The sequence below is a fragment of the Betaproteobacteria bacterium genome (genome assembly GCA_009377585.1).
Taxonomy (GTDB): Bacteria; Pseudomonadota; Gammaproteobacteria; order Burkholderiales; family WYBJ01; genus WYBJ01.
This window is the reverse complement of record WHTS01000005.1, coordinates 62,990-89,923: the sequence shown is the minus strand read 5'-3', so window position 1 is coordinate 89,923 and position 26,934 is coordinate 62,990. Positions and strand designations below refer to the sequence as shown.

23 protein-coding genes are annotated in these 26,934 nt (G+C 67.5%); 9 read left to right on the top strand and 14 right to left on the bottom strand.

All coding sequences use genetic code 11. The features are described 5' to 3' along the window. Positions 1-195: 195 nt before the first annotated feature. From GEV05_03210 to GEV05_03170, 9 genes are all read right to left on the bottom strand, one after another. A complete protein-coding gene (locus GEV05_03210) occupies positions 196-2,229 on the bottom strand; it encodes a sodium-translocating pyrophosphatase (GenBank protein MPZ42406.1) in 2,034 nt (677 codons plus the stop codon). Between the two features lie 243 nt (positions 2,230-2,472). Beyond that, the gene (locus tag GEV05_03205; protein MPZ42405.1) at positions 2,473-3,738 is read right to left on the bottom strand and encodes a diphosphate--fructose-6-phosphate 1-phosphotransferase; all 1,266 of its coding nucleotides are present in this window, start codon (positions 3,736-3,738) and stop codon (positions 2,473-2,475) included. Between the two features lie 41 nt (positions 3,739-3,779). After that, positions 3,780-4,499, bottom strand: a complete 720-nt coding sequence (locus GEV05_03200) for an adenylate kinase (GenBank protein MPZ42404.1) — start codon at positions 4,497-4,499, stop codon at positions 3,780-3,782. 107 nt (positions 4,500-4,606) lie between these two features. Further along, positions 4,607-5,374 (bottom strand): 3-deoxy-manno-octulosonate cytidylyltransferase, encoded by a 768-nt coding sequence (gene kdsB, locus GEV05_03195; protein MPZ42403.1) that lies wholly within the window; start codon positions 5,372-5,374, stop codon positions 4,607-4,609. Positions 5,375-5,434: 60 nt separating this feature from the next. Continuing rightward, positions 5,435-5,614 carry a Trm112 family protein gene (locus tag GEV05_03190; protein ID MPZ42402.1) on the bottom strand — a complete coding sequence of 60 codons (180 nt, stop codon included), beginning with the start codon at positions 5,612-5,614 and terminating at the stop codon, positions 5,435-5,437. 18 nt (positions 5,615-5,632) lie between these two features. After that, entirely contained in the window at positions 5,633-6,664 is a 1,032-nt protein-coding gene (locus GEV05_03185) for a tetraacyldisaccharide 4'-kinase (protein ID MPZ42401.1), read from the bottom strand. A 101-nt stretch (positions 6,665-6,765) separates the two neighbouring features. Then, positions 6,766-7,929, bottom strand: a complete 1,164-nt coding sequence (locus GEV05_03180; protein ID MPZ42400.1) for a hypothetical protein — start codon at positions 7,927-7,929, stop codon at positions 6,766-6,768. A 6-nt stretch (positions 7,930-7,935) separates the two neighbouring features. Further along, the gene (locus tag GEV05_03175; protein MPZ42399.1) at positions 7,936-8,355 is read right to left on the bottom strand and encodes a biopolymer transporter ExbD; all 420 of its coding nucleotides are present in this window, start codon (positions 8,353-8,355) and stop codon (positions 7,936-7,938) included. 17 nt (positions 8,356-8,372) lie between these two features. Next, positions 8,373-8,981, bottom strand: a complete 609-nt coding sequence (locus GEV05_03170) for a MotA/TolQ/ExbB proton channel family protein (protein ID MPZ42398.1) — start codon at positions 8,979-8,981, stop codon at positions 8,373-8,375. A 392-nt stretch (positions 8,982-9,373) separates the two neighbouring features. On the opposite strand from GEV05_03170, the gene GEV05_03165 reads away from it, so the two are divergent. Next, positions 9,374-10,750 (top strand): exodeoxyribonuclease VII large subunit, encoded by a 1,377-nt coding sequence (locus GEV05_03165; GenBank protein ID MPZ42397.1) that lies wholly within the window; start codon positions 9,374-9,376, stop codon positions 10,748-10,750. Here the strand turns inward: GEV05_03165 and miaA are convergent. Both miaA and mutL read right to left on the bottom strand, forming a co-directional pair. Beyond that, the gene (gene miaA, locus GEV05_03160; protein ID MPZ42396.1) at positions 10,747-11,751 is read right to left on the bottom strand and encodes a tRNA (adenosine(37)-N6)-dimethylallyltransferase MiaA; all 1,005 of its coding nucleotides are present in this window, start codon (positions 11,749-11,751) and stop codon (positions 10,747-10,749) included. The genes GEV05_03165 and miaA overlap by 4 nt on opposite strands. Beyond that, positions 11,751-13,571, bottom strand: coding sequence for a DNA mismatch repair endonuclease MutL (gene mutL, locus GEV05_03155; protein ID MPZ42395.1), 1,821 nt, complete (start codon positions 13,569-13,571; stop codon positions 11,751-11,753). Before mutL ends, miaA begins: the two co-directional genes overlap by 1 nt. 332 nt (positions 13,572-13,903) lie before the next feature. Between mutL and GEV05_03150 the strand changes: the two genes are divergently transcribed. After that, the gene (locus tag GEV05_03150; GenBank protein MPZ42394.1) at positions 13,904-15,484 is read left to right on the top strand and encodes a Re/Si-specific NAD(P)(+) transhydrogenase subunit alpha; all 1,581 of its coding nucleotides are present in this window, start codon (positions 13,904-13,906) and stop codon (positions 15,482-15,484) included. An 8-nt stretch (positions 15,485-15,492) separates the two neighbouring features. Next, complete coding sequence (gene pntB, locus GEV05_03145; GenBank protein ID MPZ42393.1) at positions 15,493-16,908, top strand: Re/Si-specific NAD(P)(+) transhydrogenase subunit beta; 1,416 nt, start codon at positions 15,493-15,495, stop codon at positions 16,906-16,908. A gap of 103 nt (positions 16,909-17,011) precedes the next feature. Here the strand turns inward: pntB and GEV05_03140 are convergent, their stop codons facing one another. From GEV05_03140 to tsaE, 3 genes are read right to left on the bottom strand one after another with little or no spacing between them, the layout of a single operon-like run. Then, complete coding sequence (locus GEV05_03140; GenBank protein MPZ42392.1) at positions 17,012-17,935, bottom strand: DUF3047 domain-containing protein; 924 nt, start codon at positions 17,933-17,935, stop codon at positions 17,012-17,014. A gap of 55 nt (positions 17,936-17,990) precedes the next feature. After that, positions 17,991-19,502 carry an AMIN domain-containing protein gene (locus GEV05_03135; protein ID MPZ42391.1) on the bottom strand — a complete coding sequence of 504 codons (1,512 nt, stop codon included), beginning with the start codon at positions 19,500-19,502 and terminating at the stop codon, positions 17,991-17,993. Further along, positions 19,478-19,969, bottom strand: a complete 492-nt coding sequence (gene tsaE, locus GEV05_03130; protein ID MPZ42390.1) for a tRNA (adenosine(37)-N6)-threonylcarbamoyltransferase complex ATPase subunit type 1 TsaE — start codon at positions 19,967-19,969, stop codon at positions 19,478-19,480. Before tsaE ends, GEV05_03135 begins: the two co-directional genes overlap by 25 nt. On the opposite strand from tsaE, the gene queG reads away from it, so the two are divergent. Genes queG through GEV05_03100 form a run of 6 tightly spaced genes read left to right on the top strand, consistent with a single transcriptional unit; the run spans position 19,958 to position 26,914 of the window. Beyond that, on the top strand, positions 19,958-21,043 hold the full coding sequence (queG, locus tag GEV05_03125; protein ID MPZ42389.1) for a tRNA epoxyqueuosine(34) reductase QueG: 1,086 nt from the start codon (positions 19,958-19,960) through the stop codon (positions 21,041-21,043). The genes tsaE and queG overlap by 12 nt on opposite strands. Continuing rightward, positions 21,003-21,788 carry a methyltransferase domain-containing protein gene (locus GEV05_03120; protein ID MPZ42388.1) on the top strand — a complete coding sequence of 262 codons (786 nt, stop codon included), beginning with the start codon at positions 21,003-21,005 and terminating at the stop codon, positions 21,786-21,788. Before queG ends, GEV05_03120 begins: the two co-directional genes overlap by 41 nt. Positions 21,789-21,841: 53 nt before the next feature. Next, on the top strand, positions 21,842-23,092 hold the full coding sequence (locus GEV05_03115; GenBank protein ID MPZ42387.1) for a sarcosine oxidase subunit beta family protein: 1,251 nt from the start codon (positions 21,842-21,844) through the stop codon (positions 23,090-23,092). A 1-nt stretch (position 23,093) separates the two neighbouring features. Continuing rightward, complete coding sequence (locus tag GEV05_03110; GenBank protein ID MPZ42386.1) at positions 23,094-23,384, top strand: sarcosine oxidase subunit delta family protein; 291 nt, start codon at positions 23,094-23,096, stop codon at positions 23,382-23,384. Beyond that, complete coding sequence (locus GEV05_03105; protein MPZ42385.1) at positions 23,371-26,352, top strand: sarcosine oxidase subunit alpha family protein; 2,982 nt, start codon at positions 23,371-23,373, stop codon at positions 26,350-26,352. The genes GEV05_03110 and GEV05_03105 overlap by 14 nt, the downstream gene beginning before the upstream one ends. Further along, the gene (locus GEV05_03100; protein ID MPZ42384.1) at positions 26,345-26,914 is read left to right on the top strand and encodes a sarcosine oxidase subunit gamma; all 570 of its coding nucleotides are present in this window, start codon (positions 26,345-26,347) and stop codon (positions 26,912-26,914) included. Before GEV05_03105 ends, GEV05_03100 begins: the two co-directional genes overlap by 8 nt. Positions 26,915-26,934: the final 20 nt, after the last annotated feature.

The window sequence follows — 26,934 nt, the reverse complement described above, 5'->3', positions numbered from 1 at the left end:
TTCATTGTATTACAGCATCGGAAGGGGATGCCTGAGTGAAGGGTGAAAAGTGAAAGGTGAAGCGGAACCCAACCGGCCGGAGCGCTGAAACACAAACGGCGGGTCACCCCGCCGTTTGTGTTTCAGGAGCTCGGGTGAGCCGTTCACTCTTCACTTCTCACCCTTCACTCGGCTACCGCTCCCTACAAGATCCCCTTACATCAAAGGTACGATCAAGAGGGCGACGATATTGATAATCTTGATGAGCGGATTGACCGCAGGTCCCGCCGTGTCCTTGTAGGGGTCGCCGACGGTGTCGCCGGTGACCGCGGCCTTGTGCGCGTCGGAGCCCTTGCCGCCGTAGTTGCCTTCCTCGATGTACTTCTTGGCGTTGTCCCACGCACCGCCGCCGGTGGTCATCGAGATGGCGACGAAAAGTCCCGTGACGATGGTGCCCATCAGCACCCCGCCCAGCGCCTTGGGCCCGAGGATGAGTCCGACCAGCACGGGCACCAATACGGGCAGGATCGACGGCACGATCATCTCCTTGATCGCCGCCTTGGTGAGCATGTCGACTGCGCGCGAGTAGTCCGGCTTGGCCGTGCCTTCCATGATGCCCTTGATGTCCCGGAACTGGCGGCGCACTTCCGCCACCACCGCGCTCGCCGAGCGGCCGACCGCTTCCATCGCCATGGCGCCGAAGAGATACGGCACCAGGCCGCCGATGAACAGGCCGATGATGACCATGTGATCCGACAGGTCGAACGACAGCTTGCTGCCGGCGGCTTCCAGCGCATGCGTGTAATCGGCGAAGAGCACCAGCGCGGCCAACCCCGCGGAACCGATGGCGTAACCCTTGGTGACCGCCTTGGTGGTATTGCCGACCGCGTCCAGCGGGTCGGTGACGTTGCGCACTTCCTTGGGCAGATCCGCCATTTCGGCGATGCCGCCGGCGTTGTCCGTGATCGGCCCGTAGGCGTCGAGCGCCACGATGATGCCCGCCATAGACAGCATCGCGGTCGCGGCGATGGCGATGCCGTAGAGGCCGGCAAGGTAGTAGCTCACGCCGATCGCGAGACACACCGCGAGCACCGGCAGCGCCGTGGATTTCATCGATACGCCGAGCCCCGCGATGATGTTGGTCGCATGGCCGAACTGCGACGAGCTGGCGACGTGTTTGACCGGCGCGTATTCGGTGCCGGTGTAGTACTCGGTGATCCAGACCAGCGCCGCGGTCAGCACCAGGCCGACGATCGCCGAGCCGAAGATTTTCATCTGGCTGCCGGGCGCGCCGAGGGCGTCGTCCGGCATGAGCCAGGTGGTGACCGGGTAGTAGGCGATGAGCGCGAGAACCCCGGATACGATCAGGCCCTTGTAGAGGGCGTTCATGATCTTGCCGCCCTCGGACACCTTGACGAAGAAGCAGCCGATGATCGAAGCGATGATCGAGACGCCGCCCAGGGCCAGGGGATAGATCACGGCGTTTTCGCCTGCAGTGCCCGTCATCATGAGCGCGCCGAGCAGCATGGTGGCGATCACGGTGACGGCGTAGGTTTCGAACAGGTCGGCCGCCATACCGGCGCAGTCGCCGACATTGTCGCCGACGTTGTCCGCGATCACCGCCGGATTGCGCGGATCGTCCTCGGGGATTCCGGCCTCGACCTTGCCCACCAGGTCGGCGCCGACGTCCGCGCCCTTGGTGAAGATGCCGCCGCCAAGACGGGCGAAGATCGAGATGAGCGAGCCGCCGAAGGCGAGCCCGACCAGCGGCTGGATGGTTTGGACGATGTCGGCGCCGCCCGTGGTCCTCAGCCAGGCATAGTAGCCCGCGACACCGAGCAGCCCCAGGCCGACGACCAGCATGCCGGTGATGGCGCCGCCGCGAAACGCGACGCTCAGCGCCGGCGCGAGACCGCCGCGCGCGGCTTCGGCCGTGCGCACGTTGGCGCGAACCGAAACGTTCATGCCGATGTAGCCGGTCGCACCGGACAGCACGGCGCCGATCAGGAATCCGATCGCGGTCGGCCAATTGAGCGCCACGCCGATCACCACGAACAGGATCACGCCGACGATGCCGATGGTGGTGTACTGCCGATTCAGGTACGCCGATGCGCCCACCTGGATCGCCCGGGCGATCTCCTGCATGCGCGCATTGCCGGCCGGCAGCGCCAGGATCGAGCGGCTGGTGATCACCCCATACAGGATCGCGATGACCGCGCAAACGAGTGCGAGGACGATTCCCCCAGTCATGAACCTACTCCCTATTTGTACGTTAGCGACGATACGGCGGGCGGGCACCCGGCCGCGCAAAACCGCGCAATTCTAACCTGAATCGCCGTTTAAACGGCTGCTCCGGGCGCGGACCCCTTCGGTAATGTTTTGTTCTGAGGCAACACGAAGCTTGGCCGTCCCGAGCGCCCCGTCGTGAATCGAGCGGGATTCGCGGATCGGCATTGAGATGGCGCGCGTGCGTCGCCATGCCGCCAAGAAAAGCTAAAGCTTGAACTCGGTATTGAGCTTCTTCGGCACCGGTTTGTTCTTGAGCCGCACGTACTGCGGCAGTCCGTTGCGATACGGCGGATAGGCCTCGCCCGCGATCAGGGGCGAGAGGTAGGTACGGCACTTGTCGGTGATGTGGAAGCCGTCCTCGCGAATGAAATCCTCCGGCATGAACTTCTCATGGTTGGCGACATCGTTCAGATCCGCCTTGCCGATCACCCAGCGGTAAGGACGGTTGGACTTGCGCACGATGACCGGCATGGTGCCGTTGTAGCCTTTGACGGCGTACTCGACCGCCGCCTTGCCGACCGCATACGACTGCTCCAGGTCGGTCTTGGAGGCGATGTGACGTGCCGCGCGCTGGAGGTAATCCGCGACCGCCCAGTGATACTTGAGATCGAGGCGCTGTTGCACCAGCTGGGCGATCACGGGTGCGACGCCGCCCAGCTGCGCATGGCCGAACGCATCGCGCAGCCCCGTTTCGGAGACGAACTTGCCGTCGGCCGTGCGCAGACCCTCGGATACCGCGATCGCGCAATAGCCGTATTGCTGCACGCACGCGTCGACCTTGGCGATGAACTTGTCCTCGTCGAAGCGCACCTCCGGGAACAGCAGCAGGTGCGGCGCATCGCCTTCGCGCTCGGCGGCAAGCCCGCACGCCGCGGTGATCCATCCGGCATGGCGGCCCATGACTTCGAGCACGAACACGCGCGTGGAGGTGCGCGCCATCGAGGCGACGTCGAAGCCGGCCTCGCGAATGCTGACCGCGACGTACTTGGCGACCGAGCCGAAACCCGGGCAGGTGTCGGTCACCGCGAGATCGTTGTCGACCGTTTTCGGTACCCCGACACACACCAGCGGATAGCCCATCTTCTCGGCGATGCGCGAGATCTTGAGCGAAGTATCGGCCGAATCGTTGCCGCCGTTGTAGAGAAAATAGCCGATGTCGTGGGCGCGGAATACTTCGATCAGGCGCTCGTACTGGCTTGGATCCTTGTCGATGTCGCGCAGCTTGTAGCGGCACGAACCGAACGCGCCCGAGGGCGTGTGCTTGAGCGCCTTGATCGAAGCGGCCGGCTCCTTGGACGTGTCGATCAGATCCTCCGTAAGCGCGCCGATGATGCCGTCGCGGCCTGCGTAGACCTTGCCGATGCGGCTTTTGTAGCGGCGCGCCGTCTCGACCACCGCGGCGGCGGTGGCATTGATCACGGCGGTCACGCCGCCCGACTGGGCGTAGAAGAGATTTTTCTTCCCGTTCATTGAGCGCCTCCCGGGCATCGTGGTTAGGGGCATTGGGGTCGTCACGAGCGCGATCCGTCGTCTGCGCCGCGGCTGCCCGCAGTGCCCTGGGCGCCGCGGCAGGTGTGCGAATCGAGTGCGGCGAAGATCTTGTCGCGGATGTGCTCGATCGATCCGCGGCCGTAGAAGTTACAGTAGCGCGGGGCGTCCGCGTCGCCGGACTTGGCCCAGGTGAGGTAGCAATTGACGAGCGGCTTGGTCACCGCATGGTACGTGGCAATCCGGCGGCGCACGGTTTCTTCGCGATCGTCCGGGCGCTGCACCAGCGGCTCTCCGGTCACGTCGTCCTTGCCTTCGACCTTCGGCGGATTGAATTCGACGTGATAGCTGCGCCCCGAGCCGGGATGCACGCGCCGTCCGCTCATGCGGCGCAGAATCTCCTCGTCGGCCACTTCGATCTCGATCACGAAATCGATCTTCACCCCTTCCCGGCGCATCGAATCGGCCTGCTCGATGGTGCGCGGAAAGCCGTCGAAGAGATAGCCGTTCCGGCAGTCCGGCTGCGTCACCCGCTCCTTGACCAGCGCGATCACCAGCTCGTCGGGCACCAGCTCGCCGCGGTCCATGTAAGTCTTGGCCTGGCGTCCGAGCTTGGTCCCGGTTCGAATCTCGTTGCGCAGCATGTCGCCGGTGGAGATTTGCGGGATCCCGTAGCGCTCGGTCAGGAATTGCGCCTGTGTTCCCTTGCCGGCCCCGGGCAGTCCAAGCAGGATGAGTCTCATCGTCGATTTCCGATTTCTACCGATTGTGCCGTCGCAGCCGTTCGATGGCATCGCCGTCTGTCTTGCAAGCGCATGATAGCTCGCACCTTCTCCAGCGGATATGTCCCCTAGCGATTCGCCGCGAGGTATGCACGCACACGCGCGAGGTCGTCCTCGGTGTCGACGCCGGCCACCGGCGCCACGGCGCTCACGCGCACGGCAATGCGAAACCCATGCCACAGCGCGCGCAGCTGCTCGAGCGCTTCGAGCCGTTCGATCGGCGCCGGCTCGAGCGCGCCGTAGGCGTGCAGGAACGCGCAGCGATAGGCGTACAGCCCGATATGGCGATAGGCGTTCAGGTCCTGCGGCAGCGCCTGCGCGCCGCCGCCGAAGGCATCCCGCGGATACGGAATCGGCGCGCGGCTGAAGTAGAGCGCATGGCGCTGCCTATCGAGCACCACCTTGACGACGTTCGGGTTGGTGAAGTCCGCAAGTGCCGTGAGCGGACAGCAGGCGGTTGCCATGGCCGCCTCGGGGGCGGCAGCGAGCGTCGCGGCCACGCTCTCGATCAGCATGGGCTCGATCAGCGGCTCGTCGCCTTGCACGTTGACCACGATCTGCGAATCGCTCCATCCGCGGGCGCGGGCGACCTCGGCGATCCGGTCGGTGCCGCTGGGATGATCGGCCGCCGTCATGACGGCTTCGAAGCCGTGGCGGCCAACCGCTTCGGCGATGCCGGCATGGTCGGTGGCCACGACCACACTGTGCGCCCCCGAGGCGCGGGCACGGCGCGCCACATGAACCACCATCGGCACGCCGTCGAGATCGAGCAGCGGTTTGCCGGGCAAGCGCGTGGAGGCGAAGCGCGCCGGAATGACGACGGCGAAATCGGTCACGAGCGTCTTCTATGTCAGTCAGTTGCTTTCGACTCGGGCTGGCCCGGTGAAATATCCGGGCTAGGCCTCTTCGTCGGCCGCGAGCTTGCGGGCTTCGTCTTCCAGCATGACGGGAATCCCGTCCTTGATCGGATACGCAAGCCGATCGGCCTTGCAGATGAGCTCCTGGCGCTCGCGCAGGTAGACGAGCGGCCCCTTGCACAACGGGCAGACGAGAATTTCAAGCAGCTTGGCATCCATGGTAGCGCCCTTGGCGGATCAGGGTTCGGCGTGTCCGGCGGCCGGTGCAAGACCCGCGGCGTGCCCGATGCGCTCGCAGATCAATTGCACCAGCGCGTCGCTCGTCTCGGCCGCGACCGGCAACGCCCACATGCGTGGATCGCGGAATGCAGCGCATTTTATCGCATCCTTTTCCGTCATCAGGATTGCATCGGCTGCGGCAAAGCGGAGGTCGTCGGCGCGGTAGCGATGATGATCGGGAAAGCTGCGGGCATCGAACGCCAGATCCAGATTGCGCAAGTGCGCAAAGAAACGGGCGGGGTTGCCGATGCCGGCGACCGCGGCGAGCCGCATGTGCTTGAACGCCTGCGCCGTCTGGACACGGTTGGGATCGACCAGGTTGCGAAATTGCGTACCGCGCAGCGTCATGACGAAGCGCGGCACAGCGGCCGGCAGCCCTGCAACCGGCTGCTCGCCGTTCATGACGATGGCGTCGACGCGACCAAGGCGCGACAGCGGCTCGCGCAATGGTCCGGCCGGCAGCGGCAGGGCGTTGCCGAAACCGCGCGCGGCATCCACCACGGCGATCTCCACGTCGCGCTCGAGCGCATAGTGCTGCAGGCCGTCGTCGCACAGCAGCGTATCGATCTCCGGATGCGCCCGGAGCAAGGCGCGTGCGGTCTCGCGCCGGTCGGGTCCGCTCCATACCGGACAGGCGAGTGTGGCGGCAAGCAGCACCGCTTCGTCGCCGCGGATCGCCGGGTCGTCGCCGGCGTGCACACGAGCAGGTACGCGGGCGCTCGCCGCGTACGAGCGGCTGACGATCGCGGTCCTGCGGCCGGCTTCGCCCAGGCGCCGGGCGAGCCACTGCACGAGCGGCGTCTTGCCGCTGCCGCCCGCGGTGATATTGCCGACGATCACGACCGGGACCGGCAATCGGGTGCGTTCGAATACGCCCCTGCGATAGAGCCGCCGGCGCACGCTGTCGACGCTCCGGTACAGCCAGGCGAGCGGCAGCAGGCCATAGGCCAGCAGCGGCGGGCGATACCACAGGCGCCCAAGCCGCTGCATTGGCCGCTGCATTCAGACGCCGTCCGCAAGCGCATTGCGGGTGCGCAAGGACCAGCGCACTGCTCGGCCCGCATCCGCCGGCATCGGCGTCGCGGCCGGTTTCACTGCCAGCGGCATACCCGCTCGATCAGCTCGGCGGCATTCGCGACCGCTAGCCGGTTCTCGGCGGCGTAGGCAAGCCGTGCGGCACGCGCTGTGCGCTCGCGCAGGTCGGCCTCCGCGCCCAGGCGCATCCAGGCTGCGATCACATCGTTCTCGTCGTCGGCGCGCACGACGGCCGACGCAACCCCGGGGCTCGCGATCCTCGCGGTCGCCGGCGCGGTGACGATCGAACCGCCGGCCAGCGCCCGCCAGAGCGAATCGGCATGGTCGGTCGCGAGGTGTATCGCGCTCAGGTGCGGCGCCAGAGCCTCGAGCCAGCCGGGCTGGTCGGCAAGCACGAGCGTGCCGGGTGCGGCCGGCACGCGTTCCCACGCGCTCAACCGCATCAGGGCTTCCGCTTCGATGGCGAGCGTTGCGCCGGCCTCTCCACTCACGATCAGCACATCGTCGGGCAAGTGGCCCCGGAACAGCGCGAACAGCCGCTTTGCTGCGGCCGGATCGGCCCCGTGCCACCACCATAGCCGCCGTGCCGCCGCCCCGATCAGTGCCCGCGCCGAATCGGCATCCTCGGCCGGCGTATTGAGCAGCACGCCGAAATCGGCTTGCGGCGCGCACGGTCCGCCGCCGCAGGGGGCCGAGTGGGTCGGATAGATCCGCTCGAAACGCCCGCTGACCGGCAACGGGGGCGCGACCAGCAGCGCATGCCGGCTCGCTTCGCAAAGCGCAGCCAGGTTCGGTCGCGGCGCAATGCCGGCGACCACGATGCCGAACGGGACCAGACGCCGCCCTGCCGCTTGCACTGCGCCGATGTAGTCCGACGGCCCGTATCCCCAGCCGGTGCGTGGCGCGCGCGCCAGCGTAGCCAGCAGATCGGGATGCTCGGCTTCATAGGTGAACAGCGCGCTCGCATCCAGGCGCCGTGCCACCAGCGCACGCGTGAGCTCGACGCCCAGGCGCACGCTCGCGCGCGAGGCGCCGCTCACGATCCAGAGCAAGCGTCGCTGCGCATCCGGCCGCTGCAGTCGCCCCCAGCGGGCATTGGCGCGGCGGCTGCGGCCGTGCAGCCGGTCGCGCAGGTCGTGAACGATGAGCGCCGGCAGGAAGCGGCCGCACGGATCGGTCAGGGCAGGCGTACCGAGCATGGGTCGTGTGGGGCCGCGCACGGCCGTCTACTTCGACGGGCCTTGGGTGGCGAACGTGATGCGGGTGAGACCTGCGAGCCGAGCCGCTTCCATCACGTTGATCACGGACTGATGGGTCGCCTTGGCGTCGGCATTGACCACGACCACGGGCTCCTTCAGCCCCGCGGCGGCGCGGCGCAGCTCTTCGGCGAAGCTTTCGACCGAGCCGAACGCGACCTTGTTGCGGTTGATCACGTAATGGCCCTCGGGATCGACCGCCACCTGGACCTCGTTCGGCCGCTCCAGCGGCCGGCTCGCTTCCGCCGTCGGCAGGTTGATCTTGATTTCGGCAAAGCGCGCGAACGTGGTCGTGACCATGAGGAAGATCAGGATCACGAGCAACACGTCGATCATCGGGATCAGATTGATCTCCGGTTCTTCCCGGCCGAGGCCGCGGCGAAAGTTCATGGTTGCAGCCGCGAGCCTCAGGTGCTGCGCCCGGCGTGGACGATGTCCACCAAGCGCACGGCCTGTTGCTCCATGCTGATGATGAGCGCGTCGACCTTCGCCCGGTAGTGGCGGTAGAAGATCATGCTGGGAATGGCTACGACGAGCCCGTAGGCGGTGTTGTACAGGGCGACCGAAATGCCGTGCGCGAGCTGCACCGGATTGAGGCCGCTCGGCGTTTGTGCGCTGAACATTTCGATCATCCCGACGGTGGTGCCGAACAGGCCGAGCAGCGGGCTCATGGACGCGATCGTGCCCAGTGTGGTGAGGAAGCGATCGAGATCGTGCGCCACGGCGCGCCCGGTTTCCTCGATCGATTCGCGCATGAGCTCGCGCGAAGCCTTCACGTTGCGCAGTCCGGCCGCCAGGATGCGCCCCAGGGGAGAGCCCTGATTGAGTCGGGCGATCAGTTGGCCACTGGCGCCCGCCTGCTGCAGTTCCTGCACCACCTGAGCGAGGAGGCTGGGCGGAGCGACGACCCGGTCACGCAGCGACCAGGCGCGCTCGCCGATGATTCCCAGGGCGATGATGGAAGCGAAGATGAGCGGCCAGATGGGCCAGCCGGCGGCTTGGATGACTTGCCACACATTCAATGTCCCGTTGAGCGGTCGAAGGCCCGGATTCTAATCCACAAAGACTGTGGATAACTTTGTGCACAATTTGTAAAAAGTGGTGCTAAGTAGCATCTATTACAGCGTTTTTGGCCCTCGGCTCAAAATTTAGGCGCATGAATTGTATTGTGAAATCAAAGTCTTGAAAATATCTCCCTAGGGAGCCTGGGCTTTTTTTACGGCTCCGTGGCAATTTCTTGACAGGTGTGGATTAACCTGCTCCTCCGCATGTCGGCTGGGCTCGCGGCATGCTCCCTGGGGAAGCCCTGATGGCTGTCGTTGGAGCCGCCTGGCGCGGGCGGCGCAAATCGCCTCCCGAAGCGCCTCCGGAAAGCTGCCGGGCTTTTGCCGGTCGCTACAATCGCGCCATGTCCAGCCTAATGCCCAAACCGGCGCCGGGCGCGGTGATCGGCGTCTCGGCGCTCAACCGCATGGTGCGCGACATGCTCGAGCATGCGCTGCCTCTGATGTGGATCCGGGGCGAAGTGTCGAACTTCACCTGCGCTGCATCGGGCCATTGCTATTTCACCCTCAAGGATGCGGGCGCGCAGGTACGCTGCACGATGTTTCGCAGCCGCGCCCGTCTGCTCGACTGGCAGCCCGGCAACGGCATGCAGATCGAAGTGCGGGCTTTGGCGACGCTGTTCGAGCCGCGCGGAGAGTTCCAGCTCAACGTCGAGGCCGTCCGCCGCTCCGGCATGGGTGCGCTGTACGAAGCGTTCGAGCGGCTGAAGACGCGCCTGGCGGCCGAAGGGCTGTTCGATAACGAACGCAAACGGCCCTTGCCCGAGTACCCGCGACGGGTCGGCATCGTCACCTCGCCCCAGGCGGCCGCGCTGCGCGACGTGCTCTCTATCCTTCGCAAGCGCATGCCCGCCTTGCCGGTGATCGTCTATCCCGCGCCGGTACAAGGCGCCGGCGCTGCGCAGTACATCGCGCGCGCGATCGAGACTGCGTCGCGACGGCTCGAATGCGACGTGCTGATCGTGTGCCGCGGCGGCGGCAGCATCGAGGACCTGTGGTCGTTCAACGAGGAGGTGGTGGCGCGGGCGATTCATGCGTGCGCGCTGCCCGTGGTTTCCGCGGTCGGCCACGAAACCGACTTCACCATCGCCGACTTCGTCGCCGATCTGCGGGCGCCGACGCCTACGGCCGCCGCGCAGGCGGTAAGCCCCGACCGCCAGCAAATGCTCCTGCGCGTGGCCGACGTGCGCCGGCACCTGGTACGCTGCTTCGCTCGCAATCTCGACCGGTTGTGGCAGAGCCTCGATTACCTGGGTCGACGCCTGATCGATCCACGGGAGCGTGTGCGTATCGAATGCCGCCATCTCGAGCATCTCGCCTCGCGCCTGGCGCATGCGGGCAGCCGCAGCCTCGCGGCCGAGCGCTGGCAGCTTGCCGACTTGCGCCAGCGACTCTCGGCCGCATGTCTCGATCCGCAGCGCCATTGGAGCCTCCTGCAGCACTTGCGTGTGCGATTCCACTCGGCGTGCCGCCATCGCCTGCAGGCACGGCAAGCCGCCGTCGAGGCGCTCGGTGCGCGCCTGCGTGCGCTCGATCCGCACGCGGTCCTGAGCCGCGGCTACGCCATCGCGACCGACCAGCGCGGGCGCATCGTTGCCGATGCCGCCGCCGTGGCCGCGGGCGAGCTGCTGAATGTGCGCGTAGCGCGCGGGCTCATCGAAAGCCGCGTGACGGGCGCGAAGGGCGTTCCGCCCGAGGACGACGGGCCGGCTGGGTCCTAAAGGCGCGAGCGGACGAATCGCTCCAGCTCCTCGGCCAGGTCGTCGCGGCGGCAGTCGAAGCGCGCCACATCGCGCATCGCCCGCAGCCACGTCATCTGGCGCTTGGCGAGCTGACGCGTCGCGGCGATCGCCTTTTCGCGCAACCCGGCCAGGGCGTATTCGCCGTCGAGGTAAGCCCATACCTGGCGATAGCCGACAGCGCGCATCGACGGCATGTCGGGTTCCAGGGCGAACTGCTGGCGCAGACGGCGCACTTCGGTGATGAGCCCCAGCTCCAGCATGACCTCGAAGCGCTCGGCGATCCGCTCATGCAACCATTCGCGGTCCTCGCTCGCGAGCGCGGCCGCGCCGATGCGATAAGGCAGGTACACGTACTTGGGCTTCGCCAGCAGCTCCGACATGCTCTTGCCGCTGACGTAGTAAATCTCCAGCGCGCGCTGGATGCGCTGGGCATCGTTGGGCTGGATACGCGCAGCCGCCTGGGGATCGATCCGGGCGAGCTCTGCATGCAGCTGCGGCCAGCCTTTCTCTTCGGCCATGGTGTCGATCACCAGGCGCACGGCCGGATCGGCCTCGGGCAGCTCGTTCAAGCCCTCCGTGAGCGCCTTGAAATAAAGCATCGTGCCGCCGACCAGCAACGGAATGCGCCCACGCTCCGTGATCTCGCGCATGAGGGCCAGCGCGTCGTCGCGAAACCGCGCCGCCGAATAGCTCTCGTGCGGATCGACCACGTCGATCAGGTGATGCGGCACGTGCGCGCGCGTGGCCGCATCGGGCTTGGCCGTGCCGATGTCCATGTGCCGGTAGACCTGGGCGGAGTCGACGCTGACAATCTCGCAATCGAGCCGCTGTGCCAGCGCCAGGGCAGCCGCGCTTTTGCCGCTCGCGGTCGGGCCCATCAACAGAATGGCCGGAGGCAACCGGTCGGCGTCGCGGCTTCGCAGCGCGATGTTTTCGGGTGCGCCCGCTTCGTTCTGGCTCGGACGCGGACGACGGGGCATCAGCGGCCGCGCATGAAGCGCGCGTCGAGCTCGGCGAGCGGCACCTGGAACCACGTCGGGCGGCCATGGTTGCACTGATCGGCGCGCTCGGTCGCTTCCATCTCGCGCAGCAACGCGTTCATCTCGGGCAGTGTGAGCGCGCGGTTGGCGCGTACCGCGGCATGGCAGGCCATCGTGGCGAGCAGCTCGTTGCGCCGCTCGGCCAGCACGCGTTCGGCGCCGTACTCGCGCATCTCGCGCAGCACGTCCTGCGCCAGGCGCTTGGCGTCCGCGTCCTGCAGCAGCGCAGGCACGGCCCGCACGGCGAGCGCCGCCGGACCGAGCGCGCCGATGTCGAATCCGATCGCGTGCAATGCCGTGCCGTGGTCCTCGACCGTCGCTACGTCCACCGCGTCCGCGGCGAACGTGACCGGCATCAGCAACGGCTGCACCGGCACGGTGGCGTCATCGAGCGCGCGCTTCAAACGCTCGTAGACGATGCGCTCGTGCGCCGCATGCATGTCCACGACCACGAGCCCCGCGCTGTTCTGCGCCAGGATATAGATGCCCGCCAGTTGCCCGAGCGCAAAGCCGAGCGGCGGTACCTCGGATGCGGCCCCGGTGGATTCATTGGCAGAGCGGCTGGCGGCGAACAGCGTCTGGTACAGCGCCGCAGGCTGCACGCTGGCAAGGCCCAGGCTGCCCTGATGCCTGGGCGATTCGGCCGCGAACGCGCGCGGCGCCGCGTATGCGGATGTCGCGGCAAGCGGGGTCGAGCCAAGCGGGGTCGAGCCAAGTGAGGTCGCGATTGTGTCGGCGCCGCTCGCCGCTTCCGTGGATTTACCGGCGGCATGCAGCGGCAAGGAGAGCAGGCGTTGCACCGCGTGCAGCACGAACTGATGGATGGCGCGGCTGTCTCGAAAACGCACTTCGATCTTGCTCGGATGCACGTTCACGTCCACCGCCGCGGGATCGAGCACGAGCTCCAGCGCGTAGGCGGGCTGGCGTTCGTGGTGCAGCACATCCTGGTAGGCCTGGCGCAGCGCATGCGCGAGCAGCTTGTCGCGCACGAAGCGGCCATTCACGTAACAGTATTGCGTATCGCGCGACGAGCGGGAGTAGGTGGGCTGGGCCACCAGTCCGTGCAGCCGCACGCCGGCGGCGGCTTCGTTCAGCACGAGCGCCGCAGCGACGAACTCCTCGCCGAGGAGCGAGCGCATGCGCGCTTGCGCCGGCTGAGCCGACATATGCCAGCGCGTGCGTCCGTTGTGCGCAAGCGAGAAGCCGACGTCGGGACGAACCAGCGCAATGCGGCGGAAGACTTCCTCGCAGTGCGCGTACTCGGTCGCCGCCGACTTGAGAAACTTGCGCCGCGCCGGGGTATTGAAATAGAGATCGGCGACGTCCAAAGTCGTGCCGGTGGCCTGCGATGCGGGCGAGACTTCGGACAGCATGCCGCCCTGCGCTTCGATGCGCCAGCCATGCGCATCCTCGGACCGGCACGAAGACAGCGCGACGCGCGCGACTGCGGCAATGCTGGCGAGCGCCTCGCCCCGGAAGCCCAGGCTCGCAACGCGCTCCAGATCATCGAGCGATGCGATCTTGCTGGTGGCATGGCGCGCGAGCGCGAGCGGCAAATCCGCGGGCGCCATGCCGCAGCCGTCGTCCGCAACCCGAATGCTGCGCATGCCGCCTTCGGCGAGCTCGACACGGATATCGCGCGCGCCCGCGTCGAGCGCGTTCTCGAGCAGCTCCTTGAGCGCGGACGCAGGTCGCTCGACCACCTCTCCGGCGGAGATCTGATCGATGAGGGTGTCCGGCAGGACGCGTATGGCGGACATCAGGGAAATTATAGCCGCGAATCCGCCGGCCCTTCGGCATCCGCGTTGGGTCGGATTTTTACGTGAGGCAATCGGGCATCCGGCTTCGAATGGATCGTACTCCAGAGTACAATCGCGCGAGTTCGTCGCCATCATGCGATTGCACAGAGTTCGATACAAACCGATAAACGGCAAGCGCGCAACCGCAACCGCCCGGCATGCGCCGGCGTTGCGCGCGCCCTCGTTTCCGCTTCGGTATTTCCGTCGATCATGTCGTTCGCGCCACCGCCATCGCGAGGTGGCGCCGCATCGGTTCGACGCCGAATATCGAGCCAGCCACATAGGTGGGAGTCATGCCGCAGCTGATAGGGGTGCCAAGAGAGACGGTCGCAGCCGAGAAGCGCGTCGCCACCGTTCCCGAGGTCGTCGAGAAGCTCGTCGGGCTCGGCTTCCGGGTCGCGGTCGAGTCCGGCGCGGGCGCGGCGGCGAACTTCGGCGATGAGGACTATCGCGCCGCCGGCGCGGAGATCGTCGCGACCGCCGCCGAGCTGTGGGCAAAGTCCGACATCGTCTTCAAGGTGCGAGCGCCGACGGCGGAGGAGATCGGCCTCATGCGCGAGGGTGCGACCGTGATCGGCTTCATCTGGCCCGCGCAGAACCCGGAGCTGCTGCAGCAGCTGGCCGCGAAGAATGCGACCGTGCTGGCGATGGACAGCGTGCCGCGCATCTCGCGCGCGCAGAAGCTCGATGCGCTCTCGTCGATGGCCAACATCGCCGGCTATCGCGCCGTCATCGAGGCGGCGCATCATTTCGGGCGCCTCTTCACCGGCCAGATCACGGCGGCGGGAAAGATGCCGCCCGCCAAGGTGTTCGTGGTCGGCGCCGGCGTGGCAGGGCTCGCGGCGATCGGCACCGCGTCCGGCCTGGGCGCCATCGTGCGCGCCAACGACACCCGCCCGGAAGTGGCCGACCAGGTGAAGTCGATGGGCGGCGAGTTCGTCGCTGTCGACTACGAAGAGGAGGGCGCCGGCAGCGGCGGCTATGCCCGGGTGATGAGCGCAGGGTTCCAGAAGGCGCAATCCGAGGCCTACGCCAAACAGGCCAAGGATGTCGACATCATCGTCACCACCGCGCTCATTCCCGGCCGGCCCGCGCCGCGCCTGATCACCGCCGAGATGGTGAAATCGATGCGCCCGGGCAGCGTCATCGTCGACATGGCCGCGGAGCAGGGCGGCAACTGCGAGCTCACGGTGCCCAACGAGGTGACGGTGGCGCACGGCGTGACCATCATCGGCTACACCGATCTGCCGAGCCGGCTTGCGCGCCAGTCGAGCGCCCTGTACGCAACCAATCTCTTCCGTCTTGCCGAGGAGCTGTGCAAGTCCAAGGACGGCGTCATCGACGTCAACATGGATGACGCGGTGATCCGCGGCACGACGGTGGTGAAGGCAGGCAAGATCACCTGGCCGCCGCCAGCGCCGAAGATCTCGGCTGCCCCGCCGGCGGCCAAGCCGGCCGCCGTTGCGTCCAAGCCGCCGGCCGCGCACGGTGCGGCAGGTGCGCCAACGTCGCCCGCAATCACCGCCGCGATCATCGCCGTGGGGGCGATCGCGTTCTGGTTCATCGGCGCGAATGCACCAGCCGCCTTTCTCGGCCACTTCACCGTGTTCGTGCTGGCCTGCTTCATCGGCTACATGGTGGTCTGGAACGTGACGCCGGCGCTGCACACCCCGCTCATGAGCGTCACCAACGCGATCAGCAGCATCATCGCCATCGGCGCGCTGGTGCAGGTCGCCCCACCGCTGGAAGCGGGGCTGGAGCGGCCCGAGGACTGGATTCGCTGGCTTGCGGTGATCGCCATCGCGCTCACCACCATCAACATGTTCGGCGGCTTCGCCGTCACCCAGCGCATGCTGGCGATGTTCCGCAAATAGGGCGCACGATGTCGCAAAGCCTCGCCACCGTCGCCTATATCGGCGCGACCATTCTCTTCATCCTGAGCCTGGGCGGCCTGTCGCACCCGGAGGGATCGCGCCGCGGCAACGTCTACGGCCTGCTGGGCATGACCATCGCCGTGCTGGCGACGGTGTTCGGGCCGCACGTGACCGCCGCGGGCCTCCCCTGGATCATCGGCGCCATGGCCGTGGGCGGCAGCATCGGCATCTACGCCGCACGCGTGGTCAGGATGACTCAGATGCCGGAGCTGGTTGCGCTCATGCACAGCCTGGTCGGGTTGGCCGCGATGCTGGTCGGTTTCGCCAACTACATCGATCCGGCCGCTTCCGCGCACCTCGTGTCGGCCGAGAAGACGATCCACGCGGTGGAGGTTTACATCGGCATTCTCATCGGGGCGGTGACGTTCTCCGGCTCGGTGATCGCGTTCGGCAAGCTCTCGGGCAAGATCGGCGGCAAACCGATGCTGCTGCCGGCTCGCCACTGGATCAACCTGGCGGGATTGCTCGTCGTTCTGTGGTTCGGACGCGAATTCCTGCGCGCCGAGTCCGTCGACGACGGCATGACGGCGCTGATCGTGATGTCGGCGATCGCGCTCCTGTTCGGCATTCACATGGTGATGGCGATCGGCGGGGCCGACATGCCGGTGGTGGTTTCGATGCTCAACAGCTACTCGGGCTGGGCGGCGGCCGCCACGGGCTTCATGCTCTCGAACGATCTGCTGATCGTCACGGGCGCCTTGGTGGGCTCGAGCGGCGCGATCCTCTCCTACATCATGTGCCGTGCGATGAACCGCCAGTTCCTGGGCGTCATCGCGGGCGGGTTCGGCACCGGCGGCGCCACGGCGCCGAGCGGGGGCGGCGAGCAGCCGGCCGGCGAGGTGCAGCCGATCTCCGCCACGGAAACCGCGGAGCTGCTGCGCGAAGCGAAGCGCGTCATCATCGTCCCGGGCTACGGCATGGCGGTGGCGCAGGCACAGCACACCGTGTACGAGATCACGCGGCTGCTGCGCGACAAAGGCGTCGACGTGCGCTTCGGCATCCATCCGGTCGCCGGCCGCATGCCGGGCCACATGAACGTGCTGCTGGCCGAGGCCAAGGTGCCCTACGACATCGTGCTGGAAATGGACGAGATCAACGCCGACTTTCCACGCACCGATGTCGCCATGGTGATCGGCGCCAACGACATCGTGAACCCGGCTGCGCAGGAAGATCCGGCCAGCCCCATCGCCGGCATGCCGGTGCTGGAGGTCTGGAAAGCCAGGACCTCGATCGTGATGAAACGCAGCATGGCCTCGGGCTACGCCGGGGTCGACAACCCGCTCTTCTACAAGGACAACAACCGGATGTTGTTCGGCGACGCGAGGAAGATGCTGGAGGAAGTGCTGGCGGCGCTGCGCGCTTGAACAACGCTTCCCCCGCGGGAGCCACGCAGCGTAAGTTGATCGGGGATCGTTGGCGAAGGGACCCTCGAAGCGCGTAGGCGTCGCGCGTCCCCTTTACCGAGGCTCACTCCTTCGCCTGGCGCGTGGCCCGTTTGCGCGGCGAGAGCGAAATCCGCTGTGCTTCGGCGGCGCTGAGGAACGCGATATCGCCGTAGTACGCCTCGACCGAAGCGCCGGTATTGTCGGTGTCGGTCATGATGGCGATCGCCTTGATCCGGCCGGGCTCGGCGCCGAACGCGCGCTTGTAGTCCTCGTACACATTGCGCGATTCGAGTTTCCACGTGCCGGTGCGCGCGGAACCGCTATCGGCCACGATCATCCGGATGCGCCCGCTGTGCGGATTGGGGATGATCGCTCCCGGCGCGGCCTGGTTCTCCCAGATGTACATGAGCGTGGCATAGGGCGGGTCGTAGCCGGTGAAGGCGCGGACGCGATCGAAGAACATGCGATCCTCGAGCGGCAGCGAGGCGATGTCGCCGTCGAACGAGAGCAGCACGCGCACCGGCGCGTCCTCGGCGTTGCGGCGCGCATTGTTCGCGCCCTCGATCAGCCGCGGTACTTTCCAGCGCCATTGCAGCACCGGCAGCTCGCGCGCATCGATGTCGAGCGGATGCACCAGGCCCGAGGCCGATGCCGCAGACATCGCCTTCACCACCACCGAACCGTTGTCGTCGACCAACTGGTAGGACGTGAGCTCTTTCAGGCGCGACAGCCGCCAGGGGCGCCACGCTCCGGGCCATTCGCCGCCGGGCTGCGCGAGCGAAAAGGCGGCGATGCTGCGGGCGGGAACAGCGGAGGGCAGGGGCGCTTCAGGGCGTTCGGCAACGCCCGCGCAACCGCCGAGCACGGCAGCAGCCAGCAGCCCCGCGCAGCGCAGCAGTTTTCCTCCTCGCATCGTTTTCCGGCCGGCTCGAGAGATATGCCGACGGAAAGCTACCGCAAAGCCGCGGGGGTTGCAAACCTTCGCTGGCGGCGCGCTTGCCCACATCCAGCCGATTCAGTCGTCACCGCAAAGCAGGGGGGGGGGTGCAAACCTTGGGAGATCAGCGCTCGGCGGGTGCCGTCTGGGCAATGCGCGGGCCGCGGGCGAGGGGCGGATTGGCGGCGAGATAGCGCTTGAGCCCACCCAGGATGGCGGCGGCCATGCGCCGTTGATAGGCACCGCTGCGCAGCCGCCGCTCCTCCGACGGATTGGTGATGAACGCCGTCTCGACCAGGATCGAGGGAATGTCGGGCGCCTTGAGCACGGCGAATCCGGCCTGTTCGACCGCGTTCTTGTGCAGCGTATTGATCTCGCCGAGCTCGCCCAGCACCGAACGGCCGAGCTTGAGGCTGTCGTTGATCTGGGCGGTCTGCGACAGGTCGAGCAGGGTCTGTTTGAGGTATGGGTCGCGCACATCGAGGTTGATGCCGCCGATCAGGTCGGCGTCGTTCTCGCGCTTGGCCAGCCACTGCGCCGCAGCCGAGGTTGCGCCGCGCTCGGATAGCGCGAACACCGACGAGCCGCGCGCATGCGGCTTGATGAACGCATCGGCGTGGATCGAGACGAACAGATCCGCCTGTACGCGCCGGGCCTTCTGCACGCGCGTGTGCAGCGGCACGAAATAGTCGCCGTCGCGCGTGAGGAATGCGCGCATGCCGGACTCGGCATTGACGAGATCGCGCAGCTTGCGCGCGATGGCGAGCGTTACGTCCTTTTCATGAGTGCCGTGCGGCCCGATGGCGCCCGGATCCTCGCCGCCATGCCCGGCGTCGATGGCGACGACGATGGGCCGGGCATCGACGGGCGCGGCGCGCGGCGGCGAGCCGGCCGAAGGATCGATCGACACGGGCGTGACGCGCACCGTGGCGCTACCCGATGGCGGCTCGCGCGTTCCCCCGGCAGCGTCCTGCTGTTGCTCGCTTTGCTGTACCAGCGCCATGAGCGGGTCGACCGGTTTGAGCGGATAGATGTCGATCACCAGCCGATGCCCGTAGGAGCCGACCGGGGTCAACGCGAACGCTTCGGCGCGCGCCTCGTCCTTCAGATCGAACACGATGCGCAGCACCGTCGGTTTGAAGCGCCCGATCCGGATCGACTTGACATACGGATCGTCGGCCGCGACCTTGCCCGGCAGCGCATCGATGTGCGGGCTCGCGGCCACGCCTTCGAGATCGAGCACGATACGATCGGGGGCGGGCACCGAGAACACCGAGTAGCGGATGTGCGAGGCGGACTCGATCGTCACCCGCGTGTATTCCTGCGACGGCCACATGCGCGTGGATGCGATCTCGGTGCTCGAAAGCGCGAAGCTGGGATAGAGCGCCGCCAGCAGCAGCGCGATCAGCACGGCGAAGCCGAGCCACGCCGGCCGGCTTGTCTGCGAGGCGCCGAAGCTCTGATTGGCGCGCAGCGGCTCGCGCTTGGATGGCGATGAATGGGTCGCCGCAACGGCAAGCGACCGCGCGCCTGCGCGCGAATCCGACCGCGCGCCTGCGCGCGAATCCGACCGCGCACCTTCGCCCGAAATCGCCGGCGTGTCTGCGGGCGCTAAGGGCCGAGCGCGGTCAGGCATCGGCGCCCCGCAGCGCTGACTGCGGTGAGGAGCGCATCGCGTCCGACTGCGGGCGCCAGGGACAGGTGAACGTCCACATCGGCGGGCGGCAAGGTTGCCGCCGCTTTCTCCGGCCATTCGACCAGGCAGATCGCGGCTCCGCCAAAGTATTCGAGAAAGCCCGCATCGATCCAATCCTGGTCGCGTTCGAGGCGATAAAAATCAAAGTGATAGAAGTATAACCTCGAAACTTCGTAAAGTTCAACCAGGGTATAGGTGGGACTCTTGACCTTGCCTGTATAGCCAAGCCCGCGCAAAAGGCCGCGCACCAGCGTGGTCTTGCCCGCGCCCAGGTCGCCGTGCAGGTAGACGTTCATTCCCGGCTCGAGAGCGTGGCCGAGCGCGGCGCCCAACGCCGCCGTGGCCGCTTCGTCGGGCAGGCTGCGTGATACGCTGGGGCGGGAAGTGGAGCCGGAATGAGCGTGCAAGCCGATGCCTCGCGCGGCCGGGTGGACGGAATACGCCTTGCCGAGAGAATCAAGCAATGGGGCCGGGAGCTGGGATTCCAGGCGCTCGGGATCGCGGGCGTCGACCTCTCGGCTGCCGAGCCGCGCCTGCTCGAATGGCTCGCGCGCGGCTTTCACGGCGAGATGGATTATATGGCCCGGCACGGCGCCCGGCGCGCCCGGCCCGCGGAGCTCGTCTCCGGCACCGTCAGCGTCATAACCGCCCGCCTGGATTATCGCGACCCGCAGGCGCGCGACAGCGCCGCGGTGCTGGCCGATGCGGATCGGGCCTACGTCTCCCGCTATGCCTTGGGACGCGACTACCACAAGGTCCTGCGCCAGCGCCTGGAGCATCTGGCGCAGCGCATCCAGGCGGCCGTCGAGCCGTTCGCCTACCGCGTGTTCACCGATAGCGCGCCGGTGATGGAAGTGGAGCTCGCACGCCAGGCGGGACTCGGCTGGCGCGGCAAGCATACGCTGCTGCTCTCGCGCGACGCCGGCTCGTACTACTTCCTGGGCGAGATCTTCACCGACCTGCCGCTGCCGCCCGACCAGCCGGTGGGCGAGCATTGCGGTTCGTGCACCCGCTGCCTGGACGTTTGCCCGACCCAGGCGATCGTCGCTCCTTACCTGCTCGATGCAACGCGCTGCGTCTCATATCTCACGATCGAGCATCGCGGCGCCATCCCGGAGCAGTTTCGCGCCGCCATCGGCAACCGTGTCTACGGTTGCGACGATTGCCAGCTTGTTTGTCCGTGGAACAAGTATGCCCGGCCGAGCGCCGAGCCGGACTTCGCCGTGCGCAACGGGCTCGACGACGCCACGCTGGCGGACTTGTTCGGCTGGACACGCGAGCAGTTCGAGACTCGGCTGGCGGGCAGCGCCATCCGCCGCATTGGCTACGAACGCTGGTTGCGCAATCTCGCGACCGGGCTGGGCAACGCTCGCGATCGAGCGCGCGCGGTCGCGGCGTTGCGCGCGCGCCTCGACGACCCGTCGGCGCTCGTGCGCGAGCATGTGGCCTGGGCGCTCGCGCGGCACGGCGAGCGCGCATGACGGTTGCCGCACCACGACCCCGCACCACGACCGAATTGGCGGGCTCTCGCCTGGTGGGCTGCGGCGTATCATGGGTCGAGCCACCGGGGAGGCCGTCATGGAAACGACCCGCGACATGGAGCAGTACTACGCAAGACGCGCGCAGGAATACGAGCGCATCTACCAGCGGCCCGAACGCCAGTCCGACCTGCAGGCGCTACGAGCGACGATCGAAGACGCGCTCGCCGGCCGCGACGTGCTGGACATCGCCTGCGGCACGGGCTATTTCAGTGCCTGCGCCGCGCGCCGGGCGCGTTCGCTTCAGGGCATCGACGCGAACGAGGAGACCCTCGAATGGGCTCGCGCCAAGGCAATTCCCAATGCGTCCTTCCGGGTGGGCGATGCCTATGAGCTCGGCAGACCTGCTCGTCCGTACTCCGGTGCGCTCTGCACGTTCTGGTGGTCGCACATTCCGAAGGACCGGATCGAAGCGTTTCTGCGCAACGTCCATGAGCAGCTCGAGCCCGGCGCGGCCGTGTTGTTCGCGGACAACACGTATGTCGAAGGCAACAGCACGCCCTTGGTGCGCACGGATGCCGGCGGCAATACCTACCAGGCGCGCACGCTCGAAAGCGGTGCACGCTATGAAGTGCTGAAGAATTTTCCGAACGCCGACGAGCTGATCGCCTGGGCCATGCGCTTCGGCATGGCCGTGGAGCTGCGCAGCCTCACCTACTTCTGGTGCCTGCGCTACCGCGTGCGCTGAACGCGGCGATCGCCTGGCTATAATCGCAGCGGCTCCCCGGCTGATCCGACCCCTTGAACCGCTATTCGATATTCGCGCTCGCGCGCAACGCGTTTTCGTACCACGAGAACTGGCAGCGCGCCTGGCGCAGCCCCGAGCCGCGCCGCAGCTACGACGTGGTGATCGTCGGCGGCGGCGGGCACGGGCTCGCGACCGCGTATTACCTCGCCACGGAGCACGGCATTCGCAATGTCGCGGTGCTCGAGCGCGGTCTGATCGGCCTGGGCAACAGCGGGCGCAACACGACCATCGTGCGCTCCAACTATCTGTGGGATGCGAGCGCGCACCTGTACGAGCATTCGTTGAAGCTGTGGGAGCGTCTCGCGCGCACGCTCAACTTCAACGTCATGTTCAGCCAGCGCGGCGTGCTCAACCTCGCGCACAACCAGCACGATCTGCGCGAGCTCGCGCGGCGCGTGAACGCGAACCGGCTGAACGCAATCGACTCCGAGATCTTGTCGACCGCGCAAGTGAAGCGGCTGGTGCCCCCGCTCGATTGCGATCCGCACGCGCGCTATCCGATCCTCGGCGCTTCGCTGCAGCGCCGCGGCGGCACGGCCCGGCATGACGCGGTCGTGTGGGGCTATGCGCGTGCGGCCGATACGGCTGGCGTGGACATCATCCAGAACTGCGAGGTGACCGCGATCCGGCACGAGGATCGGCGCATCGTCGGGGTGGAAACGACGCGCGGGCTCATCGCTGCGCCCAAGGTCGGCGTGGTGGTCGCCGGGCACGCCAGCGTGCTCGCGGCGATGGCCGGGATCCGCCTGCCGATCGAGAGCCATCCGCTGCAGGCGTTCGTCTCCGAGCCGATCAAGCCGGTCCTCGACACGGTGGTGATGTCCAACGCCGTGCACGTCTACGTGAGCCAGTCGGACAAGGGCGAGCTGGTCGTGGGCGCGGGGATCGATCCGTACACGTCGTACTCGCAGCGCGGCAGCTTTCCGGTGATCGAGGCGAGCGTGAGCGCGCTGGTGGAACTGTTCCCGTCGTTCCGGCGCCTGAGGCTCATGCGGCAATGGGCCGGCATCGTCGACGTCTGCCCCGATGCGAGCCCGATCATCTCGAAGACGCCGGTGCAGGGGCTTTACTTCAATTGCGGCTGGGGCACGGGCGGATTCAAGGCGACACCCGGCTCGGGGCACGTCTTCGCCCATACCATCGCGCGCGACCAGCCGCACCCGCTCGCGGCCCCGTTTGCGCTCGAACGCTTCACCAGTGGCGCGCTCGTGGACGAGCACGGCGCGGCGGCCGTCGCGCACTGACATGCTGCGCATCGCCTGCCCGTGGTGCGGCCCGCGCGACGAAACCGAGTTCGGCTACGGTGGCGAGGCGCACGTCGCGCTTCCATCCGACGCCGAGCAATTGCCCGACGCCGCCTGGGCCGATTACCTCTTCATGCGCACCAACCCCAAGGGCCGGCACCGCGAGCGCTGGGTGCACACGCACGGTTGCCGGCGCTGGTTCAACGCGGTGCGCGATACGGCGACCGAGCGCATCCTCGCTGTCTACCCGGCCGGCTCGCCGCCGCCGCAACTGCCCGATGAGCCAACCTAACCGGACGGACGCCGGCGGACGGATCGACCGGCGCCGCCCGTTGCGCTTCGAATTCGACGGCCGGCGCTACGAGGGCTACGCCGGCGATACGCTCGCCTCCGCCTTGCTCGCCAACGACGTGCACTTGGTCGGGCGCAGCTTCAAGTACCATCGGCCGCGCGGGATCCTCGCCCTGGGCGCGGAGGAGCCGAATGCGCTGGTGCAGCTGGAAGAAGGCGCGTTCACCGAGCCCAACGTGCGCGCGACGCAAGTCGAGCTCTACGAGGGCTTGATCGCACACAGCCAGAACCGCTGGCCTTCGCTCGGATTCGATCTGGGCGCATTGAACGACGTGCTCTCGCCGCTGCTGCCGGCCGGTTTCTATTACAAGACCTTCATGTGGCCGGCATCGATGTGGATGCGCTACGAGCAGGGCATCCGCCGCATGGCGGGACTCGGGCGCGCGCCGCAGCTGCCCGATCCGGACCGCTACGATCGCATGCACGCCCACTGCGATGTGCTGGTGGTCGGTGCGGGACCGGCGGGGCTGGCCGCGGCGCTTGCCGCCGCACGCACCGGAGCGCGCGTGATCCTCGCCGACGAGCAGCCGGAAGCGGGCGGGCAACTGCTGTGGGAACGCTACGACATCGACGGCCATCCGGCGCTGGCCTGGGTTGCGAGCGTCATGGCCGAGCTGCTGGCGGCGCCCGAAGTACACCTTCTCACGCGCACGATCGTGAGCGGCTACTACGACCACAATTTTCTCGTCGCCTGCCAGCGCTTCGAGTCGCCCCGCTCGGCGGCGCGCACGCCGCGGCAAAGGCTATGGAAGATACGCGCGCGCGAAGTGGTGCTCGCAACCGGTGCGATCGAGCGCGCGCTGGTCTTCCCCGCTAACGATCGACCCGGAATCATGCTGGCCGGTGCCGTGCGCGGTTACCTCAATCGCTTCGGCGTTACGGCCGGCGCGCGTGTGGTGGTCGCGAGCGTCGGCGACGACGGCTACCGCACGGCGCTCGATCTGGCGAGCGCGGGTGTGGCCACCGTGGCGGTGGTCGATATGCGCGCGCAAGCGGCGGGCTTCCTGCCGCAGCAGGCGCGGGCGCGCGGCATCGAAGTCCTTACCGGCCACCGTATCGTGGCCGCCGACGGACGCATGCGGGTGAGCGCGGTGCACGTGCAGCCGTTCGCCGGCGGGCCGGTGCGCGAGATTCCGTGTGACCTGGTGGCGATGAGCGGCGGCTGGATCCCGGCCGTGCATCTGTTCTCGCAAGCGCGCGGCCGGCTGCGGTTCGATGCGCGTGCCGGCGCCTTCGTGCCGGGCGAGGCGACCCAACCCGTGCGCTGCGCGGGCAGCATACAGGCGGCGTGGTCGCTACACGACGTACTCGCGCAAGGATCCGCGGCAGGCAGCGCCGCCGCGCAGGCGTGCGGGTTCGGCGACGCGCGCACGCCCGAGATGCCGCAAGTGAGCGAGCCCGAGGCGGCGGCGGCCGAAGTGCAACTTGCGCACCGCGGCAGCCGCGCATCGCGGCGCAAGCAGTTCGTCGACCTCCAAAGCGATGTGACGCTGGCCGACGTCGCGCTCGCGGCGCGCGAGGGCTACGATGCGATCGAGCATCTGAAGCGCTACACGACGGCCGGCATGGGCGTGGACCAGGGCAAGACCGGCAATGCCAACGTGGTCGCGATTCTGGCCGAGATCCGCGGTGAAGGCGCGAGCGCGATCGGAACGACAACGTTCCGGCCGCCCTACCAGCCCGTGAGCTTCGGCGCCATCGCGGGCATGGACGCGGGTGAATTGTCCGATCCGGTGCGCAAAACGCCGCTGCACGAATGGCATCAGCGTCGTGGCGCGGTGTTCGAGGATGTCGGCCAGTGGAAGCGCGCCTGGTACTACCCGCGCGCCGGCGAAGCCATGCACGCGGCCGTGCAGCGCGAATGCCTGGCGGTGCGACGCGCCGTCGGAATACTGGACGCAGCCACGCTCGGCAAGATCGACGTGCAAGGTCCGGACGCGGCCGAGTTTCTGGATCGCATCTATTGCAACCCCGTGCGCTCGCTGGCGATCGGGCGTTGCCGCTACGGGATGATGCTCGGGCAGGATGGCATGGTGTTCGACGACGGGGTGATCGCGCGCCTGGCCGAGCAGCATTTCGTACTGACGACAACGACCGGAGGCGCTGCACGCGTGCTGGCGTGGCTGGAGGAATGGCTGCAGACCGAATGGCCGATGCTGCGAGCGTACTGCACGTCGGTGACCGAGCAGTATGCGCAGATCGCCTTGAGCGGGCCGCGCAGCGCGGAGCTGCTGGCGCCTCTTTGCAACATCGATGTTCGCGCCATGCCGTTCATGTCGGTGCGAACCGGCGAAGTGGCCGGCATCGCGGCGCGCGTCTTCCGCCTGAGCTTCGCCGGCGGGTTGGGCTACGAGATCGCCGTGCCGGCCGGCCGCGGTTACGAGCTGTGGACGACGCTCATGGGTGCGGGAGAGCGCTTCGATATCACGCCCTACGGCACCGAGGCGATGCACGCGCTGCGCGCGGAGAAGGGCTTCATCATCGTCGGTCAGGAGACCGACGGCGCCGTGACTCCCATCGACCTGGGGCTCGACCGGCTGGTGGCGAGCGACAAGTTCTTCATCGGCAAGCGTTCGTTGGCGCGGCCGGATGCGCGCCGCACCGATCGGCGCCAGCTGGTAGGCGTCCTGACCGAAAACCCGAACGAGGTGCTGGCCGAAGGCACCCAGCTCATCGCCGAGCCGCGGGCGCTGCTGCCGATTCCGAAGGAGCCCGTGCCGATGCTCGGCTACGTGACCTCGAGCTATTTCAGTCCCACCTGCGGGCGCTCGATCGCGCTCGCCCTGGTCGAGGCCGGAATCGCCCGCATCGGCGAGACGCTATACGCGCCGCTCGCTTCGGGTTGCGCGAAGGTGACATTGACCGCGCCGCGTTTCGTCGGCGATTCGGGCGAGGCATTGCATGGCTGACAGCGGGCAGGCGCGGCGCTTCGCCGGCCGCAATCTCGTGATCGAGGAGCGCCCCGGCCGCGCCTGCATCGACCTGCGCGGCGATCCGAACGATGCACGCTTTGCGCGTGCGGTGGAAAGCGTTACCGACTTGCGTCTGCCGCTCGAGGCGGGCACGTGCGAATCGGGGTTGCTCGCGTCGATCCTCTGGCTGGGTCCCGACCAGTGGCTGGTCTCGAGCGACACGCAGTCCGGCGAAGCCTTGACGGCGAGCTTGCGCGCGGCCTTGCGCGGTATCGCCTCGGCCGTGGTCGATGTGAGCCATGCCCGCATCGTGTATGCTGTCGGCGGCTCGAATGCGCGCGCCGTGCTGGCGAAGGGTTGTTCGCTCGATCTGCACGAGCGGGAGTTCCCGGTCGGCCGCTGCGCGCAGACGCTGCTCGCCAAGGTGCCGATCCTCGTCCACCGCGCTAGCACCGAGCCGACGTTCGAGATTCATGTCGCCCGCAGCTTCCGCGATTACGCCTGGGCCTGGCTGCAAGCGGCTGCCTCGGAATACGCCGCCGAGGCAGGCGCCGTGTAGTGTCCTGTCGGCGGATTGCG

Bases quoted from the DNA above. Each gene is read 5' to 3' on its own strand.
- GEV05_03210 (MPZ42406.1), bottom strand. From the start codon at position 2,229: ATGACTGGGGGAATCGTCCTCGCACTCGTTTGCGCGGTCATCGCGATC.
- GEV05_03205 (MPZ42405.1), bottom strand. From the start codon at position 3,738: ATGAACGGGAAGAAAAATCTCTTCTACGCCCAGTCGGGCGGCGTGACC.
- GEV05_03200 (MPZ42404.1), bottom strand. From the start codon at position 4,499: ATGAGACTCATCCTGCTTGGACTGCCCGGGGCCGGCAAGGGAACACAG.
- GEV05_03190 (MPZ42402.1), bottom strand. From the start codon at position 5,614: ATGGATGCCAAGCTGCTTGAAATTCTCGTCTGCCCGTTGTGCAAGGGG.
- GEV05_03185 (MPZ42401.1), bottom strand. From the start codon at position 6,664: ATGCAGCGGCTTGGGCGCCTGTGGTATCGCCCGCCGCTGCTGGCCTAT.
- GEV05_03175 (MPZ42399.1), bottom strand. From the start codon at position 8,355: ATGAACTTTCGCCGCGGCCTCGGCCGGGAAGAACCGGAGATCAATCTG.
- GEV05_03165 (MPZ42397.1), top strand. From the start codon at position 9,374: ATGTCCAGCCTAATGCCCAAACCGGCGCCGGGCGCGGTGATCGGCGTC.
- miaA (MPZ42396.1), bottom strand. From the start codon at position 11,751: ATGCCCCGTCGTCCGCGTCCGAGCCAGAACGAAGCGGGCGCACCCGAA.
- mutL (MPZ42395.1), bottom strand. From the start codon at position 13,571: ATGTCCGCCATACGCGTCCTGCCGGACACCCTCATCGATCAGATCTCC.
- GEV05_03150 (MPZ42394.1), top strand. From the start codon at position 13,904: ATGCCGCAGCTGATAGGGGTGCCAAGAGAGACGGTCGCAGCCGAGAAG.
- pntB (MPZ42393.1), top strand. From the start codon at position 15,493: ATGTCGCAAAGCCTCGCCACCGTCGCCTATATCGGCGCGACCATTCTC.
- GEV05_03140 (MPZ42392.1), bottom strand. From the start codon at position 17,935: ATGTGGGCAAGCGCGCCGCCAGCGAAGGTTTGCAACCCCCGCGGCTTT.
- GEV05_03135 (MPZ42391.1), bottom strand. From the start codon at position 19,502: ATGCCTGACCGCGCTCGGCCCTTAGCGCCCGCAGACACGCCGGCGATT.
- queG (MPZ42389.1), top strand. From the start codon at position 19,958: ATGAGCGTGCAAGCCGATGCCTCGCGCGGCCGGGTGGACGGAATACGC.
- GEV05_03120 (MPZ42388.1), top strand. From the start codon at position 21,003: ATGTGGCCTGGGCGCTCGCGCGGCACGGCGAGCGCGCATGACGGTTGC.
- GEV05_03110 (MPZ42386.1), top strand. From the start codon at position 23,094: ATGCTGCGCATCGCCTGCCCGTGGTGCGGCCCGCGCGACGAAACCGAG.
- GEV05_03105 (MPZ42385.1), top strand. From the start codon at position 23,371: ATGAGCCAACCTAACCGGACGGACGCCGGCGGACGGATCGACCGGCGC.
- GEV05_03100 (MPZ42384.1), top strand. From the start codon at position 26,345: ATGGCTGACAGCGGGCAGGCGCGGCGCTTCGCCGGCCGCAATCTCGTG.